The sequence below is a fragment of the Pseudomonas boreofloridensis genome (genome assembly GCF_030580795.1).
Lineage (GTDB): Bacteria > Pseudomonadota > Gammaproteobacteria > Pseudomonadales > Pseudomonadaceae > Aquipseudomonas > Aquipseudomonas boreofloridensis.
In genome coordinates this window covers 1-20,274 of the sequence record NZ_JAUQOQ010000034.1, presented here as the reverse complement: position 1 = coordinate 20,274, position 20,274 = coordinate 1, and the positions used below count along the sequence as shown (strand labels likewise).

9 protein-coding genes and 1 pseudogene are annotated in these 20,274 nt (G+C 67.7%); 4 read left to right on the top strand and 6 right to left on the bottom strand.

The window, feature by feature from the left end:
* Positions 1–263: 263 nt before the first annotated feature.
* The 3 genes from Q6A47_RS22665 to Q6A47_RS22655 all read right to left on the bottom strand — a co-directional run bounded on the left by Q6A47_RS22665 (position 264) and on the right by Q6A47_RS22655 (position 2,459).
* On the bottom strand, positions 264–524 hold the full coding sequence (locus Q6A47_RS22665; protein WP_029615193.1) for a DUF1652 domain-containing protein: 261 nt from the start codon (positions 522–524) through the stop codon (positions 264–266).
* A gap of 255 nt (positions 525–779) precedes the next feature.
* Positions 780–1,427 (bottom strand): DUF1345 domain-containing protein, encoded by a 648-nt coding sequence (locus Q6A47_RS22660; protein ID WP_304485451.1) that lies wholly within the window; start codon positions 1,425–1,427, stop codon positions 780–782.
* Positions 1,428–1,496: 69 nt separating this feature from the next.
* Complete coding sequence (locus tag Q6A47_RS22655; protein WP_304485450.1) at positions 1,497–2,459, bottom strand: site-specific integrase; 963 nt, start codon at positions 2,457–2,459, stop codon at positions 1,497–1,499.
* A 270-nt stretch (positions 2,460–2,729) separates the two neighbouring features.
* Here Q6A47_RS22655 and Q6A47_RS23185 point away from each other — a divergent pair.
* Positions 2,730–3,506 (top strand): annotated as a pseudogene (locus Q6A47_RS23185) (PAS domain-containing protein); the annotation flags it as partial.
* A 30-nt stretch (positions 3,507–3,536) separates the two neighbouring features.
* Positions 3,537–4,043, top strand: coding sequence for a methyl-accepting chemotaxis protein (locus Q6A47_RS23180; RefSeq protein WP_369811592.1), 507 nt, complete (start codon positions 3,537–3,539; stop codon positions 4,041–4,043).
* 10 nt (positions 4,044–4,053) lie between these two features.
* On the opposite strand, the gene Q6A47_RS22645 is transcribed toward Q6A47_RS23180, so the two are convergent.
* The 3 genes from Q6A47_RS22645 to Q6A47_RS22635 all read right to left on the bottom strand — a co-directional run bounded on the left by Q6A47_RS22645 (position 4,054) and on the right by Q6A47_RS22635 (position 7,856).
* Positions 4,054–4,602, bottom strand: coding sequence for a lipocalin family protein (locus Q6A47_RS22645; protein ID WP_304485448.1), 549 nt, complete (start codon positions 4,600–4,602; stop codon positions 4,054–4,056).
* 66 nt (positions 4,603–4,668) lie between these two features.
* Entirely contained in the window at positions 4,669–5,541 is an 873-nt protein-coding gene (locus Q6A47_RS22640; RefSeq protein ID WP_029614174.1) for a phosphate/phosphite/phosphonate ABC transporter substrate-binding protein, read from the bottom strand.
* The gene (locus tag Q6A47_RS22635) at positions 5,541–7,856 is read right to left on the bottom strand and encodes a putative bifunctional diguanylate cyclase/phosphodiesterase (protein ID WP_304485447.1); all 2,316 of its coding nucleotides are present in this window, start codon (positions 7,854–7,856) and stop codon (positions 5,541–5,543) included. Before Q6A47_RS22635 ends, Q6A47_RS22640 begins: the two co-directional genes overlap by 1 nt.
* A gap of 104 nt (positions 7,857–7,960) precedes the next feature.
* Here Q6A47_RS22635 and Q6A47_RS22630 point away from each other — a divergent pair, with 104 nt between their 5' ends.
* Both Q6A47_RS22630 and Q6A47_RS22625 read left to right on the top strand, forming a co-directional pair.
* Positions 7,961–8,281, top strand: coding sequence for a hypothetical protein (locus Q6A47_RS22630; protein ID WP_304485446.1), 321 nt, complete (start codon positions 7,961–7,963; stop codon positions 8,279–8,281).
* Between the two features lie 187 nt (positions 8,282–8,468).
* The coding region (locus Q6A47_RS22625) for a non-ribosomal peptide synthetase (protein ID WP_304485445.1) at positions 8,469–20,274 on the top strand (11,806 nt) is incomplete at its 3' end.

The window sequence follows — 20,274 nt, the reverse complement described above, 5'->3', positions numbered from 1 at the left end:
GCAGGGAGGTGACGGGCATGGATGCCCGTCAAGCGCTTGGGGCCAGGACGGCCCCTAAGCGCGGTCCTCCCGGAGCGACGCCGGCGCGAGGGAACCCCTGCGCGCAGCGCAGGGGCCGTATGCGGGAGCAAGCGGTTTTTGCCCCCCTTTTTTCCAAGAAAAAAAGGGGGTCGCCGTAAGGGCGAAAAGGTGACTAAGCATCACCCCAAAATCCGGATATGCCCACATCGGCCCGCCCACAAAACCCTGATATTCCCCCCAGCTCAAACCCACCCAACAACCCCCCGCCCCACACTAAAAGCCTCCAACTCCACCTCGACAGCCTCAATGATCCGCTCAACATCCGCCGCCGCCATGACCGCCGTACAAGGAATCCCGGCAATGGCCAGCACCGTCTCCCCGGTAGCCCGATCGAACACCCGCGCGACCATGCTCCGCGGTGCATCCATGCTCGCCTCGAAACCCAAAGGATGAAAATGCCAGCGCATCACTTGGCAGGCATTGGGAAACGTCATCTTGTTCATGCCAACCTCCACGACCGGAAGCCCGAAAGCCCTGCCCAGGAGCGATTCATCCATCCACCCAGGCAGTCGGCAGACACTAAACATAGCAGCTGCCACACCAGTGTCCTCCCGCCCTGATGACAATTAGAAGCCCGTGTGATCGACATCACCAACAGCCCGACAAGCACCACGCCACAACAGCACGCCAGCACAGGTGTTCGCGACCGGGGCGCCCCCCGCCCACCGCCAAGCTTCAGGCCACTTTCAGACCGACGGTCAACTCAGCAACCCCGCCGCAATGTTGATGGTGAACCCCAGAATCGCCGTGTTGAAGACAAACCCCACCAACGAGTGCCCCAGTACCACCCGGCGCATGGCCCGGCCGCCGACGCCCACATCGGAGGTCTGCACCGCCGCGCTGATGGTGAATGCGAAATAGTGGAAGTCCCAGTAGTCCGGTCGCCGCTCGCCGTCGGCAAAGCGCAGCAGCGGTTGATCGCCGCTGTCGAGGTAGAACAGCCGCGCGTAGTGCAGGCTGAAGATGCAGCCGATCAGCAACCACGAGCCAGCCACGGTGAAGCCGGTGTACAGGTAATGCATCATCTGCGCACTGCCATGCAGGTCGCGGCTGGCGGCCAGTTCCAAGGTCACCGCAGCCAGGCTGGCGATGGCGGCGATGGAGACGGTGAACAGGACCAGGCCCGCGTTCTCGTCTTCGACATTGGCCACCCGCTGTACCGTGTCCGGCGTCGCCCGCCAGGTCAGCCAGAGCACCAGGGTCAGGTACAGCCAGACCCCGACGTTCCAGCCGGCCAGGAAGCGTTGGGTCCAGTCGTCGGCGGGGATCAGCCAGGCGCCGAGCAGGCCGGCCAGGGTGCCGAGGGTCAGGCGAGGATGGGAACGGGTCAGACGATGAAAGGCCATGGACGCTCGATGGGCAGAAGGGGTGCTTGAAGGCTAGCTCGAGCTGAGACGATGCGCGATGCCAGGCGTTCACTTCGCCGCGTCAGGCAGCGCGTGGGGCGTGTACTTGGCCGTCGGCAGCGCCAACTCGCCGAACGCCTGACCGGCTTCGATGTAACGCAGCGCCGACTTGGCATCTTTCCAGCCCACGTAGCTCATCAACGTCTTGAGCTCCCAGCCGTTGCTCGTCGCCCATGTGGCGAAGCCGCGGCGCAACGAGTGCCCGGTGTACAGCGTCGCAGGCACTCCAGCGCGTTCGAGCATGCGCCGCAGCAGGCCGATCAGGCTGTTGCTGTGCAGCGCTGTTTCGCCCAAGTGACCCCAGCGGTCGAGCTTGCGAAACACCGGGCCTCGGGCAATACCGGCCACCTCGATCCACTGCAGGTAGGCCGCCACCGGGCACAGCGCTTTGAGTGCCGGGGTGCGGTAGTGCACCCCGAGGGCTTCGCGATCGCCCTTGCTGCGGGGCAGGAACAGCGTGATGCCAACCCCAGGCTCGGCCTGGATGTGCTCGACCCGCAGACGCGCCAGTTCGTCGCCGCGAAAACCGCGCCAGAAACCGAGCAACAGCAAGGCGGCGTCGCGTCGGGCCCGCAGCAGCGCAGGCAGATCGTGCCGTGCCTGGGCCTGGCGGGCCTCGTCCTCGAAGCCATCCACCGCCGTCTGCAGGTGCTGCAGCAGCAAGGGCGCGGCTTGGCGTGGCAGTGTGGGGTGCAGGGTGCGGATGCCCCGCAGCACCTGTCGCACCAAAGGCGCCTTGGTCGGATCGGGAAAGCCTTGCGCCTGGTGCCATTGGCTCAGCGCAGCGAGGCGCTGGCGCAAGGTGCTGACGGCATGCTGGCCGGCGTGATCGGCCAAATAGCGGGCAATGCTGTCGGCGGTGGCGGGCAGGAAACCGCCCCAGTGCACCTCGAAATGCTCGACGGCGGCTTGATAGCTGCGGCGGGTATTGTCACGGGTGGCAGCGCGGACGTAGCGCTCGATGTCGGTCATGGCGGGGCAGGCTGTGGCGCAGTGATCGCGCCACCATAAACCAGCCCGGCAGACGGCGCCATTGGCCGCCTCGCAGCCTGGCCATTGACGACTAAAATATTCTCCAGCGCCGATAGCACTTTGATAGCGGTGCTGTGTCTTTAATGGCATGCTGCACCCCATCTCCAATAAGAAGCTCCAGCCCCCGTCATCCGGGGCCTGGGGCCGCCAGCCGACTGGCTTGCAGGATGCGTGCGTGCCCATCCCCCTCACTGTTCGCAAGGTATCCTCATGTTCGATCGCAAAGTCAAAGCTCAGCTGGCGGCCAGTGAAGCCGAGGTCAGGCGCCTGCGCCAAGTACTGGACCAACTGGAACAGGGCACCCTGGCCTTGCGCCTGGATGCCGAGCGCCGCATCGTCGCCTGCAACGATGCGTGCGCTGCTGCGCTCGGCCAGCCCAAGGAAAAGCTGATCGGACGCCCCCTGATCGACCTGGTGCCCAGCTACGTCACGACGCTGCCGTGCTATCGCCGTTTCAACGAGTCGGTCTCGCGTTTTCAGCCGGTGACCGATGACTACCGCTTCCATAACCCGCAAGGCGGTCTCATCTGGCTGCGCCTGACCTGGTTGCCGGTCCGCGATGCAGACGGGCAACTGGACCACATCCAAGGCTTTGGCAGCGACACCACGGTGCAGATCGAGAAGAACCGCGAGAACGGCGCGTTCGTCGACGCGTTGTTCCGCTCCACGGCGGTCATCCAGTTCGACCTGGCCGGCAACATCCTCACCGCCAACGAGCAGTTCCTCAGCGCCATGGGCTATTCGCTCGGTCAATTGGTCGGCCAGCATCATCGGATCTTCTGCAGCGCCGAGGAAGTCGCTTCGCCGGCCTACGCCGAGTTCTGGAAGACCCTCAACAGCGGGCGCTACGTCGCCGGACGCTTCCGGCGCCTGGACAGTCATGGCCAGGAAGTGTGGCTCGAAGCCAGCTACAACCCGGTCTACAACGCCGAGGGTCACATCATCCGGGTGATCAAGTACGCCTCGGTGGTCACCGACCAGGTGCGCAAGGAGCAAGAAATCCGCCGCGCCGCGGAAATGGCCCTGGATGTGTCGCGCACCACCGACGTCAGTGCCCGCGAAGGCGCGGCAGTGGTTCAGGAGGCGGTGAACACGATGCAGGCCGTGGCGGGGCAAATGCAGTCGGCGTCCACCACCATCGAGGCACTGGGCAAGCAGTCGGTGGTGATCAGCTCGATCGTGCAGACCATCGGCAGCATCGCCTCGCAGACCAACTTGCTGGCGCTCAACGCCGCCATCGAGGCCGCTCGTGCTGGCGAGCAGGGACGAGGCTTCGCCGTGGTGGCCGATGAAGTACGCCAGTTGGCCGCGCGGACCAGCAGCGCCACCGAGGAAATCGTCACGGTGGTGGCGCGTAACCAGCAACTGGCCGACCAGGCCGTGATCGAGATCGAAAGCAGTCGCGAGCAGGCCAGTGCCGGCCTGGCCTTGGCCGGTCAGGCCGGCACTGCCATCAGCGGGATCCAGGATGGCGCGCGGCGGGTGGTGCAGGCGGTGGGCCAGGTGACCCACGACCTGCTGTAAGGCGCAGTCCTCAGTCGGGCGCGCGCCAGATCAATTCGTCGGTGTCGTAGCCGCGTTGGCGGGCCACCTCCAGCAACTGGTTGCGGGTGTTCTCGCTGACCGTCGGCGTGCGCGACAGCAGCCACAGGTACTCGCGGTTGGGGTGGCCGACCAGTGCCACGCGGTACTCGGGATCGTGGTATAGCACCCAGTACTGGCCCTTGGCAGTATCGGGCGCCAGCTTGCTGAACCAATTGTCGAAGCGCACCCACAGCTTGTCAGTCTGCCCGGGCTGTTGAAGCTGGGCGATGCCGGTGGCCTCCTGCCACTGGCCATCTTTTTCGCGGCAGCGGTTGGTCACATCGACCTGGCCGTCGCTGCGCAGGCGATAGTTGGCCTCCGACTGCACACACTTGCGCTGGAAGAACATCGGCAGGCGCGCCAGTTCGTACCATTTGCCCTGGTACTGCTGCAGATCCACGGCCATGGTCTGCGGCGGCGGTTTGTCGTCCGGTGAACCCACGCAGCCGGCCAGGGCCAGGGTCAGGCAGGAAACCAGCAAAGTGGCGCGAATCGCCATGAGCAACCTCCAGGAAATTCATGATGTCGCTGTTTCGACGCCGCCGAGCCGGGAAAGTTGAATCGGTCAGCGGGCCTTCAGCGCTTGTTCCATCACCTGTTCGAGGCCGGTGTAGGCCCCCGGGCCGATGACCACCAGCGCACTGGCATCCTGCGAGCGGACGAAGGCGGCCAGTGCCTGCGGGTCGGCAAGCATGGCCTGGCGGATCCGCGCTTTGAGTGCCGGGCACAGGTGGGCGCTGAGCACATAGGGATCGTAGGGAATCGGCGCCGAGCGCCATAACACCTGGAAGGCTTCCGGCTTGAGTGCATGGCGCGCCAGGTAGGCATCGGCGCGTTCACTGGCCACGAACGCGGCTTCGACCCGTCCTTCGAGCAGGGCGTCCAGCGCTTTGTCGTGGGTGCCGGCGTAGACCAATGCACCGAAGTAGTCGCGCAACGGGGTATTCACGCGCCCGGCGAACTCGACGCTGGGCACCAGGCTGCCGGAGGTGCTGGCCGGATCGCTCAAGGCCACCCGTTTGCCGCGCAACTGCGCGAACTGCGCAGGCCCGTCCGCACGGGTCAACAGCAGCGACTGATACTGGCTGCCGGCCGCTGTGTACGGTCCGGCTTTGAGGGCGAAGGTGGCGAAGGCCTCAACGCGCGGATCGCGTCTGTGCGCCAGCACGTAGGCGGCGGGCCCCAGCCGGGCGAGGTCGGCGCCGCCGGAGACGATGGCATCGACCACCGCCTCATAGGACGACGCCACCACCAACTCCACCGGCAGCCCGGTGACCTCGCTCAAATGCTGCAGCAACGGCTGGTGCTGTTCGAGCATGAGCTCGGCGCTGTACATCGGAATCACTGCCAGGCGCAGCGTTCGCTCCGGGCAGTCGGCCAGCAGCGTGACCGGCAGCATCAGCAGTGCCAGCAGGGTGAATGCTTTGAGGATACGCATCAGGCCACCTGCACCGTGCTGAAAGGGGGGTAGTCGCGCAGTTGCGCGGCCGACAGCGGACGGCTGAAGTGATAGCCCTGGGCGATGTCACAGCCGGCCAATTTCAGGTACAGCACCTGCTCGCGGGTTTCCACGCCTTCGGCCACCACCTCCAGCCCCAGGCGCTTGGCCAGGATGATCGTCGAGGAGACGATGGGGCTGTCGTCATGGCTGTTGCACAACGGGGCGATCAGCGAGCGGTCGATTTTCAGCTTCGACAGCGGCAAGGCCTGCAGGTGGGCGAAACCGGCGTAGCCGCGACCGAAATCGTCGAGGCTGATGCCGATGCCTGCCGTGCGCAGGCGGTGCAGGTGCTCCAGTGCCGTGCCTTCAGGGTCGAGGATGGTGGTCTCGGTGATCTCCAGTTCCAGGTGGCGATTGTCGATGCCGTACGCAGTCAACAGCGCCAGCAGGCGCTCGCTGAAATCCGCCTGGCGCAGTTGCAGTGCCGAGACGTTCACCGCCAAGGGGGTCTCGCGACCCTCGGCGTGCCAGCGAGCCAGTTCTTCGCAGGCCAGGCGCAGTACCTCCCAGCCGAGTTCGACGATGAAGCCGCTGCGCTCGGCCATGCCGATGAAGCGGTCCGGGTAGAGCAGCCCGAATTCCGGATGGTCCCAGCGCACCAGCGCCTCGTAACCCTGCACCTGCAAGGTGTCCAGGCGCACCTGCGGTTGGTAGTGGAGCACGAACTGGCGTTCGGCCAGGGCACTGCCCAAGGCTTGTTCGAGGGTGAAGGCCTGGATGTCGGGCAGGTTCAGCGACGGGTCGAAGAAGCGGTACTGGGCGCGGCCGGCCTGCTTGGCCGAATACATTGCCGCGTCCGCGCAGCGGATCAGGCTGTCGACCTCCTGGCTATCACGCGGGGCGATGCTGACGCCGATGCTCGGGCTGGTATTGACCTCCTTGCCATCCAGGGCATAAGTGGCCGAGAGCTTGGCCACCAGCGCCCGCACCCAGGCATCGATTTGTTCTTCGCTGCGGTTGCCGGCCAGCAGCACCACGAACTCGTCGCCGCCAAAGCGCGACGCTTCGTCTTCTGGCTCGAGCAGGCGCTGGATCCGCCCGGCCACCGCCTGCAGCAGCAGGTCGCCGATCTTGTGGCCCAGTGAATCGTTGATCGACTTGAAGCGGTCCATGTCGATGAACAGCACCGCAGTCAGGCGCCGGCGCCCGCGCTGTCGGGCCAGTGCCTGGGCCGCCACTTCGACGAACTGGCGACGGTTGTGCAAGCCGCTGAGGTGATCGGTGGCGGCGGCATGGCTGCTGCGCCGGTGGGCCTCTTCCAGGCGACCGATCAATTCCTGGTTCACCTGCTGCGCCTGCTCCAGTTCGGTAAAGGCGTCCTGGCGCTTGCGCAGCAGGCGCAGCCCCCAGGCCAGGCCGCCGAGGATCAGCACGGTCATGCACAGGTTCAGCCAGAACTGGCGGTGGTAGGCGAGGGTGGTCGGGGCGAGGATCTCGTCCTGGCGCTGGCTCACCACGACGCTGAAACCGCGCTCGGCCACGCGCCGGTACAGGCTCTGGAAGCTGCCCTCGTAGCTGTACTGGGTGAACTGGCCGGATTCGCCTTCGCTGTCGGGCAACTCCGGCGCCAGGGTTTCGCCGGCTACCACCACGCCGCTGCCGTCGATGCGCACCCGCTCGCGGCCATCGGCCTGGAGCAGGCGCAGCATGCCGCTGCGGCCCAGGTCGATGTGCTGGAACAGCATCGCCAGGTAGCCGACGTCCAATTGCACCACCAGGACGCTGTCGACTTCCCGGCCACGCAGGTCGGTCAGCGGCAGCAGAAAAGGCAGTCGCCAGTTGGGCAGGGTGGGTGTCGTCGCGTGTACCGGCGTGCTCGGCATGAACGGCTTGAAGCCATGGCGCGACACGTGCTGGCGAAGTTGGTCGAGCCAGTCGTCCGACAGACGCGGCATCTCGTCGCTGTGACTGGCGGCGACCAGACGGCCCTGGCGGTCGTACAGGCTCATGCGCTTGAACACCGGGTCTTCGGCCAACAGCCGCGCCAGGCTCAGGCTGCCTTGGCGCGCGCCGAGCAGGTCGTTGCGGCTGACCCGACTCACCGCCTGGGCACGGTCGACCAGTTGGCGCAGGCTTTCGCCGACGATGTTGGCCAGGTTCAGGTGTTCGGCCGCCTTGGCCGCCAGGGCGTCATTCCGGGCGGCGGCCCTCTGAGCCGCATGCAGGCCCCACAGAAACGCCAGGATGACACCGCACAAGATCAGCAGCAGCAGGGGCAGCAGCCCTGCGGGCGAGAGGAGAGGGCGCTTCACGTCATCCAAGTTCCATGGGCCGGGGGGCTCGAAATTAAGACAGGCAGATGACAAGAGAATGACTGATGGCAAATTGCCTCAATGGCGCTTCGGCAGGCTGCTGTATGGAAACGGCCTACCTCTTGGCAGGAAGGAACGAGATCCTCACTACGTTCCGCCGTGAGGGGTTCGCCGATCACAGGGTCGAACTCGACTCGACAATCAGCGGCTGGTACTGGGGCAACATCCTGCTGGGCGGGGTCATCGGCATGCTGATCGTCGACCCGCTCACCGGCGCGATGTACAAGCTGCCCCAGGACGTCACGGTGGAGCTGGAGGGCCAGCGTCGCCCGCACGCTTCGGCCGCCGCCAGCGCTGACTTGAGCATCGCCTCGATCGAAGACCTCACCCCCGCGCAGCGCGAACGACTCATCCCCCTTCACTGACGCCCCGCCATGATCGTTGCAGGGCCTGGGCCCCGGCGATCATGCCCCTTCTGCCCCTGCGCAAGGCCCGCAAAACGGCCTCTCGCGGGGGCTGACCTGCCTTTGTCCCCGCTTCCCCTGTCAGCCCTTGCGCGCCCGATCCTCTAGCTTTGCCGATTTCCGACTGGCAAAGGCAGGATGCTTAACCATGCGCTTCAGCGAACTGATGGCAGTGCTTTCCACCCGTGCGATCCGACTTCAGCGCGATGATCAGGACCTCATCGTCGACGGTGACGACGACAGCCTCGACGATTCCCTGTGGGATGCACTGGCCGCGCACAAGCCGGCGCTGCTGGAGATGCTCGCCGCCCATGACGACGACTGGTTGAGCCCGGCGTTCAAGATCACCCCGGCCATGCTGCCGTTGGTGGCGTTGGACCAGCCTTCCATCGACCGCATCGTCGCCAGCATCCCGGGTGGTGCTGCCAACGTGCAGGACATCTATCCCCTGGCGCCGCTGCAGGAGGGCATGCTCTACCATCACTTGCGCGCCGAAGCCGGCGATCCCTACCTGTTGCAGGCCCAGCTGCGCTTTGCCGACCCGGCACACCTGGAGGCCTTCGCCCAGGCCCTGGACTGGGTGATCGAACGTCACGACATCTTGCGTACCTCACTGTTCTGGGAGCGCCTGGACGAGCCGCTGCAGGTGGTCTGGCGGCGTGCGCCGCTGCACCGCGAAGCGCTGCAACTGGCCGGTCAGGGCGAGCCGCTGGCGCAACTGCGCGCGCTGCACGACAGCCATCACTACCGTTTCGACCTGCGCCAGGCGCCCTTGCTGCGCCTGGTTCACGCCCAAGGCGCGGGCGCCGAAGTGGTCGCGCTGCTGCTGTTCCACCACACGGTGATGGACCACACCGGGCTGGACATCGTCCGTCGCGAGATCGCCGCCTGCCTGGCCGGCGAGGCCGAGCGCCTCGGGCCGCCAGTGCCGTTTCGCAACTTGCTGGCGCAGGCGCGCCAGGCCCTGGACGTGCCCGCCCACGAAGCCTTCTTCAAGGCCATGCTGGCCGATATCGATACACCGACCCTGGCCTTCGGCGCGGCCGAACTCGACGACAGCCCGGTGCAGGACGCCCGCTTGACCCTGGACCGTGACCTGAGCGCGCGCCTGCGTACCCAGGCCCGGCAATTGGGCGTGAGCCCGGCGGCTATCGCTCACCTGGGCCTGGGTCGTGTGCTCGGCGCACTGTCGGGCAATGACTCGGTGGTGTTCGGCACCGTGCTGCTTGGGCGAATGGAAGCCGGCGAGGGCGGCGAGCAGGCGCTCGGCATGTTCATCAACACCTTGCCGCTGCGCATCGACGTGGGCGCGGTCAGCGTACGTGACGCCCTGCAGGCCACTCACAGAGCCCTGACCGGCGTACTCGGCCAGGAACAGGCGCCCCTGGCCCTGGCCCAGCGGTGCAGCGGTGTGGCGGCACCTGCGCCGCTGTTCAACACGGTGTTCAACTACCGGCACAGCGAGGCGGGCGACGCGGCCGATGTCATCGACATCGCGCCGGGCATCCAGGTGCTGGGCGCCGAAGAGCGCACTAACTATCCGCTGACGCTCAACCTCGATGATCTCGGCCAAGACCTGCGCATCACCGCGCTGGTCGGCTGCGGCCTGGGTGCTGCGCGTGTGGCCGGCTACCTGGGGCGTGCGCTGGAGCAGGTGGTGCAGGCCCTGGAACACGCGCCCCAGGCACGGCTCGACAGCCTCGACATCCTGCCGCCGCACGAGCGCGAGCACCTGCTGCACGGCCTCAATCCGCCAGTGCCCGCGTTCGCCCAGACGCCGCTGCTGCATCAGCGCTTCGAGGCCCATGCCCGTTCGCGCCCGCAAGACACCGCCGTGATCTTCGAGCAGCAGAGCCTGAGTTACGCCGAGCTCAACGAACGCGCCAACCAGCTCGCCCATCGCCTGATCGCACTCGGCATCGGTCTGGACGACCGGGTGGCGATCTGCGTCGAGCGTGGCCTGGGCATGCTGGTCGGCCTGCTGGGCGTGCTCAAGGCCGGCGCTGGCTACGTGCCCATCGACCCGGCCTATCCTGCCGAGCGCATCGCGTTCACCCTGAAGGACAGCGCCCCGCGCGCGGTGCTCGGCGAGCACGACTGCCTGGCGCTGCTGGGCAGCCTCGACGCCCCGCTGATCGACCTGAACGACCCACAGCTGTCGCAACAACCCACCCATAACCCGGCACGCGCCGGTCTGCTGCCCTCGCACCTGGCCTACGTCATCTACACCTCCGGCTCCACCGGCCTGCCCAAAGGGGTGATGGTCGAGCATGGCAACATGGCCCGGCTGTTCAGCGCCACCGAGTCCTGGTTCGACTTCAACCGTCTGGATACCTGGGCGCTGTTCCACTCGTTCGCCTTCGACTTCTCGGTCTGGGAAATCTGGGGCGCGCTGGCCTACGGTGGGCGTCTGCTGATGGTGCCGCAGCGTGTCAGCCGTTCACCGGACGAGTGTTATGCCTTGCTCTGCCGCAGCGGCGTGAGCGTACTCAACCAGACCCCCAGTGCCTTCCGTCAATTGATCGCCGCCCAGGGCCGCAGCGCGCTGCAGCATTCCCTGCGCCAGGTGATCTTCGGCGGCGAAGCGCTCGAGCCTGGGCTGCTCAAGCCGTGGTACGCGCGCATCGGCAACGCCGGCACACGCCTGGTGAACATGTACGGCATCACCGAAACCACGGTGCACGTCACCTACCGTCCTTTACAGGCCGCCGATGCGCAACGGGTGGGCGTGAGCCCGATCGGCGAGCGCATCCCCGACCTGCAGGTGTATGTGCTGGACGCCCAGCGCCAACCCGTGCCGGTCGGGGTGGTCGGCGAGCTGTACGTGGGCGGGGCCGGTGTCGCGCGCGGCTACTTGAACCGCGAGGCGCTGAATGCCGAGCGTTTCATCGCCGACCCGTTCAACCCGGGCGGACGTGTGTACCGCACCGGTGACCTGGCACGTTGGGTCGACGATGGCAGCCTGGACTACCTCGGACGCAACGACGACCAAGTGAAGATTCGCGGTTTCCGCATCGAGCTGGGCGAGATCGAAGCGCGCCTGGCGGCGTGCGCCGGCGTGCGCGAGGCGGTGGTGATCGCTCGTCCTGACAGCGCCGGCGAGCCGCGGCTGATCGCCTACTGGCTGGCCGCCGAGGGCGCCGCGCCCGAGGCCGCCGACCTGCGTGACGGCCTGCTCCAGCACCTGGCCGACTACATGGTGCCGGCGGCCTTCGTGCAATTGGAGGCATTCCCCCTCACCGCCAACGGCAAGCTCGACCGCAAGGCCTTGCCCGAGCCCGACGGCGACGCCTTCGCCCGGCGCGCCTTCGAGGCGCCGCACGGCGAGGTGGAGCAGCGCATCGCCGCGCTGTGGCAGGATCTGCTGGGCGTCGAGCGCATCGGCCGGCACGACAACTTCTTCGAACTGGGTGGACATTCGCTGCTGGCGGTCAAGCTGGTCGAGCGCATGCGCCAACAGGAACTGGCCGCCGACGTGCGCGTCCTGTTCGGCCAGCCGACGTTGGCCGCACTGGCAGCGGCGGTGAGTGCCGAGCGGCCGACGGCGGTCCCGGTCAATCGCATTCCGGCCGGCTGCACGCAGGTCGAAGCGGACATGCTCAGCCTAGCCGACCTCGACCAGCCGGCGCTGGATGCACTGATCGCCCGGCTCCCGGGTGGCGCCGCCAACGTCCAGGACATCTACGGCCTGGCGCCGCTGCAACAGGGCATCCTCTATCACCACCTGGCCAGCACCGGGGCCGACCCCTACGTCCTGCGGGCACGCTTCGCCTTCGACGAACCGGCGCACCTGCACGACTTCCTCGAGGCCTTGAACCGGGTCATCGCTCGCCATGACATCCTGCGCACCAGCCTGCACTGGGAAGGCCTGCCCGAGCCGGTTCAGGTGGTGCACCGCGAGGCGCCTCTGGCCCTGAGCGAGACGGCCGACCTGCACCGCCTGGACCTCACCCGCGCGCCGCTGATGCACCTGCTGCCGCACCGCGAAGGCGAGCGTCTGCAAGCGACCCTGCTGCTGCACCATATCCTGCTCGACCATACTGCCGTCGAGCTGCTGGTGGCCGAAGTCGGTGCGGCCTTGCAGGGCCAGCCGCTGCGGCTGGACAGCGTGCCGTACCGCAATTACGTGGCGCGTGCCCGCCTGGATGCCGATCCTGGCGCCGATGAAGCGCTGTTCCGCGAGCTGCTCGGCGATATCGACGAACCCACCGAGGTCTTCGGCCTGCGCGATGTGCAGGGCAACGGCGTCGAGGTGGTCGACAGCCAGCACAGCCTCGACCCGACCGTGGCCGGGCGCCTGCGCGTCCAGGCGCGCAGCCTGGGAGTGAGCATCGCCAGCCTGGTGCATCAGGCCTGGGGGCAGGTGCTGGCGCAGCTCAGCGGCCAGTCCGAGGTGGTGTTCGGCACTGTGCTGCTCGGTCGCCTGCAAGGCGGTGCCGGCGCCGACCGCGCGCTGGGCATGTTCATCAACACCTTGCCGCTGCGCGTCAGCGTCGATGCCGTGGGCGCTGCCGAAGGGGTGCGCCGCACCCACCAACGCCTGGCCCGATTGCTCGGTCGCGAACAGGCTTCGCTGGCGCTGGCCCAGCGTTGCAGCGGTGTGCCGGCCACCCAGGCGCTGTTCACCAGCCTGCTGAATTTCCGTCACAGCGCCGCCAAGGTCGCTGGCGATGGCCTGGGCTGGTCAGGCATCGAGCTGCTGGCCTCGCGTGAGCGCAGCAACTACCCGCTGGTGGTCAACGTCGATGACCTCGGTCAGGGCCTGGCCTTCACCGTGCAGGCGGTGCCGCAGGTCGATGGCGGGCAGGTGTGTGCGCTGCTGGACAGTGCCTTGAGCCAGTTGGTCGAGGCCCTGGAGCAATCGCCGCAACGCCCGCTGCACGACCTCTCGTGCCTGTCTGATCAAGCCCGTGAGCAGGTGTTGCAAGGCTTCAACGCCACCGCCCGCGACTACCCACGCGATCAGCCGCTGCATGCCCTGTTCCAGGCCCGCGCTGCGCAGACCCCCGAGGCCGTGGCGGTGATCCATGGCCAGCGCCGGTGGACCTATGCCGAGCTGGCCGAGCACGCCAATCGCCTGGCTCGCCACCTGCTGGAACTGGGCGTGCGCCCTGGGCACCGGGTGGCCTTGCTGCTGCCGCGTAGCGTCGATCTGCTGGCCAGTCAACTGGCGGTGAGCAGTTGCGGTGCGGTCTACGTCCCGCTGGACGCCAACGCCCCGGTCGAGCGCCAGACCTTCATGGTCCAGGACAGCCGTGCCCAAGTGCTGTTGACCCATGCCGACCAGCCCGCGCTGGGCCACGCCACCCGAGTCGAGCTCGACGCCCTGGCGCTGGACGCCTACCCGGCGCATGCCCTGGACCTCGTGGTGGACGCTGGCGCGCCGGCCTACGTCATGTACACCTCCGGCTCCACCGGCCTGCCCAAAGGCGTGCTGGTGCCCCATCGGGCCGTGGTGCGCTTGGTGATCGACAACGGCTTTGCCGACTTCCAGGCCAGCGACCGGGTGGCCTTCGCGTCCAACCCGGCTTTCGACGCCAGCACCCTGGAGGTGTGGGCACCGCTGCTCAACGGCGGCTGCGTGGTGGTCATCGATCAGCATCAGGTGCTGTCGCACCAGGCCTTGGGCCAAGCGCTGCACGACCAGGGCGTCACCGTACTCTGGCTGACCGCCGGACTGTTCCATCAATACGCCGCCCAGTTGTTGCCGGCCTTCGTCGGGCTGCGCTACCTGATGGTCGGCGGCGATGTGCTCAATCCCCAGGTGATCGCCCAGGTGCTGCGTGACGGCGCCCCGGCACACCTGCTCAACGGCTACGGCCCAACCGAGGCCACCACCTTCACCACCACCCACGAGATACGCAGCGTGGGCGAGGGCGCGATCCCGATTGGTCGCCCGATCGGCAACACCCGCTGCTACGTGCTCGATGCCCGGCGTCAGCCGCTGCCGGTGGGCGCGGTCGGCGAGCTGTACATCGGCGGCGACGGGGTCGCCCTGGGCTATCTGAACCAGCCGGTCCTGACCGCCGAACGCTTCTTCGACGACCCGTTCAGCCACGCGCCGCAGGCACGCATGTACCGCAGCGGCGACTTGGTCAGTTGGCAGGCCGACGGCACCTTGCGCTACCTGGGGCGCAACGACCAGCAGGTCAAGCTGCGCGGTTTCCGCATCGAGCTGGGTGAGATCGAAGCGCGCCTGGCGGCCTGCGCCGGGGTGCAGGACGCGGTGGTGCGGGTGCGCGAGGACACCCCAGGCGACAAACGCCTGGTGGCCTGGTTCAGCGCGGCCGGCCAGGCACCCGCCTTGGCCGAGTTGCACGCGCAACTGCAGGGGCAACTGCCCGACTACATGCTGCCCTCGGCCTATGTGCAGGTCGCGCAGTGGCCGCTGACCGCCAATGGCAAGCTCGACCGCCAGGCCCTGCCGGCACCGGACCACAGCGCCGTGGTCAGCCGCCAGTTCGTCGCGCCCCTGGGCGAGGTGGAGCGGCAACTGGCGGCGATCTGGGCCGAGGTGCTGAAGGTGGAACAGGTCGGTCGCTTCGATCATTTCTTCGAGCTCGGCGGACACTCGCTGCTGGCGGTGAACCTGATCGAGCGCATGCGCGTGGCGGGCCTTGCCGCCGACGTGCGCGTGCTGTTCGCCCAGCCGACCCTGGCGGCGCTGGCCGCAGCGGTCGGCAGTGGGCGCGAGGTGCAGGTGCCGGACAACCGCGTGCCCGCCACCGCCCAGCAGATCACCCCGGCGATGCTCAGCCTGGTGCAACTGGACCAGGCGGCCATCGACGCCATCGTCGCGACCGTGCCCGGGGGTGCAGCCAACGTGCAGGAGATCTACCCGCTGGCGCCGTTGCAGGAAGGCATTCTCTATCACCACCTGAGCGCCGCCCAGGGCGACCCCTACCTGCTGCAATCACGCCTGGCCTTCGACAGCCTCGAACGCTTGCAGACCTGGGCGGCGGCCTTGCAGCAGGTGATCGACCGCCATGACATCCTGCGCACCTCGCTGGTCTGGGAGGGTCTGGACCAGCCTGTGCAGGTGGTCTGGCGCCAGGCGTCGCTGCAGGTCAGCGAAGTGGCGTGCGAGGGCCAGGGCGCGGTGATCGATCAGTTGCAGGCGCGCTTCGATGCCCGTCAGCAGCGCCTGGACCTGGCCCGTGCGCCGCTGATGCGCCTGGTCTACAGCCACGACCCGGCCCACGGCGAAGTGGTGGCGATCCTGCTGTTCCATCACCTGGCGCTGGATCACACCGCCATGGACGTGGTCGGCGCGGAAATGCACGCGCTGCTGTGCGGCGATGCGAGCCGCCTGAGTACGCCGGTGCCTTACCGTAACTACGTGGCGCAAGCGCGTTTGGGCAATGACACGGCCGCCGCAGACGCGTTCTTCCGCGACATGCTCGGTGATATCGACGAGCCGACCCTGCCGTTCGGCCAGCACGACGTGCAGGGCGAAGGCCACGGCATCGAAGAGGCCCACCTGACCTTGGATGCCGAGCATGCGCTGCGCCTGCGTGAACAGGCGCGGTCGCTCGGCGTGAGTGCCGCGAGCCTGATGCACCTGGCCTGGGCGCGTCTGATCGGCGTGCTGGCCAACCGCAGCGAGGTGGTGTTCGGCACCGTGCTCATGGGCCGCCTGCAGGGTGGTGAAGGCGCCGACCGGGCGCTGGGGGTGTTCATCAACACCTTGCCGCTGCGCATCGACACCCAGCTCGGCGTGGCCGAGGCGGTGCGCGCCACCCATGCGCGGCTCTCGGCGCTGCTCGGCCACGAGCAGGCCTCATTGGCCCAGGCCCAGCGCTGCAGCGGCGTGCCGGCCGGACAGCCGCTGTTCAGCGCCTTGCTCAACTACCGCCACAGCGCCGCCGACACCCCGCGTGACGGCCAGGGTATCTGGCAGGGCGTGCGCCTGCTCGGCGGTGAGGAGCGCAGCAACTATCCGTTGACCCTGAGCGTCGACGATCGCGGCGAGGGCTTCACCTTCAGCGTGCTGACCCTGGCCGAGATCGGTGCCGAGCGGGTCGCACAGTGGATGGCCAACACCGTGGCGCAACTGCTGCAAGCTCTGGAACGGGCACCGGGTGCACGCGTGGATGAACTGTCGCTGCTCGACAGCGAGGAACGCCGCCACCTTCTGGTGGATTTCAACCCGACGCCACGGGCCTATCCGCAGGGCGCAACCGTCCACGCGCTGGTCGAAGCCCGCGCGGCGCAGAGCCCACAGGCCCTGGCGGTGGTGCAGGGCAGCACGACGCTGAGCGTTGAGGCACTCAACCGCGCGGCCAACCGCCTGGCCCATCACTTGATCGGACGCGGCGTAGTCCCAGGCGACCGGGTCGCCTTGTGCCTGCCGCGCACGCCGCAGCGTCTGGTGGCCCTGCTGGCGGTGCTCAAGACCGGCGCCGCCTATGTGCCGGTGGACCCGCAGTACCCGGCCGAACGCATCGCCTACCTGCTCGAAGACAGCGCCCCGGCCCTGGTGCTGGCCGAGTCGAGTCATTCGGACCTGCCGCAGGCCGTCGCGCGCCTGGATCTGGACCGTGAGGACTTTTCCGGGGTCGCCGAGCACGACCCGCAGGTGGCCGGTCTTGACGCCTCGGCGCTGGCCTATGTGGTGTACACCTCAGGTTCCACCGGCCAGCCCAAGGGCGTGATGGTCGAGCACCGCACCCTGGCCAACCTGGTGCACTGGCATTGCGAGGCCTTCGCCGTAGAAACCGGCACCCACACCTCGAGCGTCGCCGGTTTCGGCTTCGACGCGCTGGCCTGGGAAGTCTGGCCGGCGCTGTGCGCCGGGGCGGTGCTGCACCTGCCGCCGGCTGAGGTGGCCAACGAACAGGTGGATGCCTTGCTCGACTGGTGGGCCGCGCAGCCGCTGCAGGTCAGCTTCCTGCCCACGCCGGTGGCCGAACAGGCGCTGCGCCGCCAGCGCCACCCGGTGAGTCTGCGCACGCTGCTGATCGGCGGCGACCGCCTGCGTCAGTTCGAGCGCGATCCGGGCTTTGCCGTGGTCAACAACTACGGCCCCACCGAAACGACGGTGGTCGCCACCTCCGGCCAGGTGCAGGTCGGCGCGCCGCTGCACATCGGCGCGGCCATCGCCAACACCCGCGTCTACGTGCTCGATGGGCGGCGGCAACTGGTCCCCGTGGGCGCCACGGGCGAGCTGTACATTGCCGGGGCCGGCGTCGCGCGGGGCTACCTGAACCGTGTGCAGATGACTGACGAGCGCTTCCTCGCCGATCCGTTCAGCAACGAGGTCGGTGCGCGCATGTACCGCAGTGGTGACCTGGTGCGCTGGAACGCCGATGGCACCCTCGACTACCTCGGACGCAACGATGACCAGGTGAAGATTCGCGGCGTGCGCGTCGAGCTGGGCGAGATCGAAGCGGCGCTGGCCGCCCAGCCGGGCGTGGCCGATGCCGTGGTGCTGGTGCGTGGCGAGCAGTTGCTGGCGTGGTACACCGGCGATGCTTCGGCCGATGCCCTGCGTCAGGCGCTGCGTATGAGCCTGCCCGCGCACCTGCTGCCTCTGGCCTTCATGCGCCTGGAGGCTTTGCCGTTGACCGCACACGGCAAGCTCGACCGCAAAGCGTTGCCTGCACCGGACCCGGCCGACCTGCCGGTGGCGGCCTACGAGGCGCCGCAGGGTGAGATCGAACAGCGCATGGCCGCGGTGTGGGCCGAGCTGCTGGGCTTGGAGCGGGTAGGGCGGCACGCCAACTTCTTCGAGCTGGGCGGCCATTCGCTGCTGGCCGTCAGTTTGATCGAGCGCCTGCGCCAGCAGGGGCTGGAGGCCGATGTCCGGCTGCTGTTCAGCCAACCGAGCGTGGCGGCGCTGAGCGCAGCGCTGGGCCAGAGCCGCGAAGTGCAGGTGCCGGCCAATCGGATTGGCGCCGAGTGCACGCGGATCACACCGGACCTACTCAGCCTGGTCGAACTGGACCAGGCCACCCTCGACCGCGTGCTGGCCAACGTGCCGGGCGGGGCGGCCAATGTGCAGGACATCTACCCCCTGGCGCCGTTGCAGGAAGGCATTCTCTACCACCATCTGAGTGCCAAGGGCGCCGATCCCTACCTGCTGCACTCGCAGTTGAGGTTCGACAGCCTGGCGCGCTTGCAGGCGTTCGCCGGTGCCTTGGCGCAGGTCATCGCCCGCCACGACATCCTGCGCACTGCCGTGCTCTGGGACGGATTGCCACAGCCGTTGCAGGTGGTCTGGCGCCATGCCGAACTGCCGCTGATCGACCTCGACGCCACGCCAGACGCGCGCTTCGACACCTTGGCCCTGGACCGGCCGCCGCTGCTGCGCCTGTTGTACCGCCGCACGCCCGATGGAGTGCAGGCGCGCCTGCAGTTCCACCACCTGATCCTCGACCACACGGCGCTGGACGTGGTACGCGCCGAATTGCTCGGCTACCTGCACGGCCTGCCTGAGCCAACCGAGCCGGCGGTGCCCTACCGCAACTACGTGGCCCAGGCGCGCCTGGGCGTCAGTGAGGCCGAGCACGAAGCCTTCTTCCGCGGGCAACTGGGCGATATCGACGAGCCCACCTTGCCGTTCGGTCTGCGTGATATCCAGGCCGATGCCGGGCAGATCGAGCAGGCTCAGGTGCTGCTGGAGCCGAGCTTGAGCCTGCGCTTGCGCAGCCCGGCGCGCCAGTTGGGCGTGAGCACCGCCAGCCTGTTGCACCTGGCCTGGGCGCGTGTGCTGGGGTGCGCCAGTGGCCGCGAGCGCGTGGTGTTCGGCACCGTGCTGCTGGGGCGCATGCAGGGCGGCGCTGGTAGCGGCCACGGCCTGGGCATGTTCATCAACACCTTGCCGCTGCGCCTGGACCTGGCTGGGTTGAATGTGCGTGACGGCGTGCGGGCGACCCATGCGCAGTTGAGTGCGCTGATGACCCATGAGCATGCCTCGCTGGCCCTGGCCCAGCGTTGCAGCGGTGTGCAGGCACCCTTGCCGCTGTTCAGCGCCATGCTCAACTACCGCCACAGCGCCAGCGCTGCCGAAAGCGAGCGTCAGCGTGCGGCGTGGCAGGGTATCGAGACCTTGGCCAGCGAAGAGCGTACCAACTACCCGTTGAGCCTCAATGTCGACGACCTGGGCGACGATCTGCGCCTGACCGTGCAGGTGCTGCCGGTGGTGGGCGCTGCGCGGGTGTGCGGGCAGTTGCAGCAGGTGCTGGGTGAGCTGGCCGATGCCTTGGAGCAACGACCGGAATCGCCGCTGGCGCAGCTTCAGGTGCTGGAGCCGCACGAGCGTCGGCGCTTGCTGGTCGAGTTCAACGACACGGTGGTGGATTACGACTTGGCGCAGACGGTCCATGGCCTGTTCGAGGCGCAAGCGTTGCGCACGCCGGCGCGCATCGCCGTGCGCGCCGAGCAGGCGGCACTGAGCTATGGCGAACTCAACGCCGAGGCCAACCGATTGGCGCATCACCTGATGGCCCTGGGCGTCAGACCGGACGACCGCGTGGCGATCTGCGTCGAGCGGGGGCTGTCGATGGTGGTCGGCTTGCTGGCGATTCTCAAAGCCGGCGGCGCGTACGTGCCGGTCGATCCGGATTATCCGGTCGAGCGCATCCGCCACATGCTGACCGACAGCGCGCCCACGGCAGTGCTGGGCCATGCTGCCACCCGTGAACTGTTGGCTGAATTCGATGTGCCGCTGCTCGACCTCGATCAGCCTATTTGGCGCGAATTGCCCTGCGACAATCCCGAGGTAGCAGGGCTGACGCCTGAACACCTGGCCTACGTGATCTACACCTCGGGCTCCACTGGCCTGCCCAAAGGCGTGATGAACGAGCACCGTGGCGTGGTCAACCGCCTGCTGTGGACCCAGGACGCCTACGGCCTGGGCGCCGAAGACGTGGTCTTGCAGAAAACCCCGTTCAGCTTCGATGTGTCGGTGTGGGAGTTCTTCTGGCCGTTGCAGACCGGTGCGCAACTGGTCA

What these genes read in the sequence shown, in the direction of transcription:
- Q6A47_RS22640 (WP_029614174.1), bottom strand. Translation starts at nt 5,541, where the DNA reads ATGCGTATCCTCAAAGCATTCACCCTGCTGGCACTGCTGATGCTGCCG.
- Q6A47_RS22645 (WP_304485448.1), bottom strand. Translation starts at nt 4,602, where the DNA reads ATGGCGATTCGCGCCACTTTGCTGGTTTCCTGCCTGACCCTGGCCCTG.
- Q6A47_RS23180 (WP_369811592.1), top strand. Translation starts at nt 3,537, where the DNA reads ATGGCCCTGGATGTGTCGCGCACCACCGACGTCAGTGCCCGCGAAGGC.
- Q6A47_RS22630 (WP_304485446.1), top strand. Translation starts at nt 7,961, where the DNA reads ATGGAAACGGCCTACCTCTTGGCAGGAAGGAACGAGATCCTCACTACG.
- Q6A47_RS22665 (WP_029615193.1), bottom strand. Translation starts at nt 524, where the DNA reads ATGAACAAGATGACGTTTCCCAATGCCTGCCAAGTGATGCGCTGGCAT.
- Q6A47_RS22660 (WP_304485451.1), bottom strand. Translation starts at nt 1,427, where the DNA reads ATGGCCTTTCATCGTCTGACCCGTTCCCATCCTCGCCTGACCCTCGGC.
- Q6A47_RS22655 (WP_304485450.1), bottom strand. Translation starts at nt 2,459, where the DNA reads ATGACCGACATCGAGCGCTACGTCCGCGCTGCCACCCGTGACAATACC.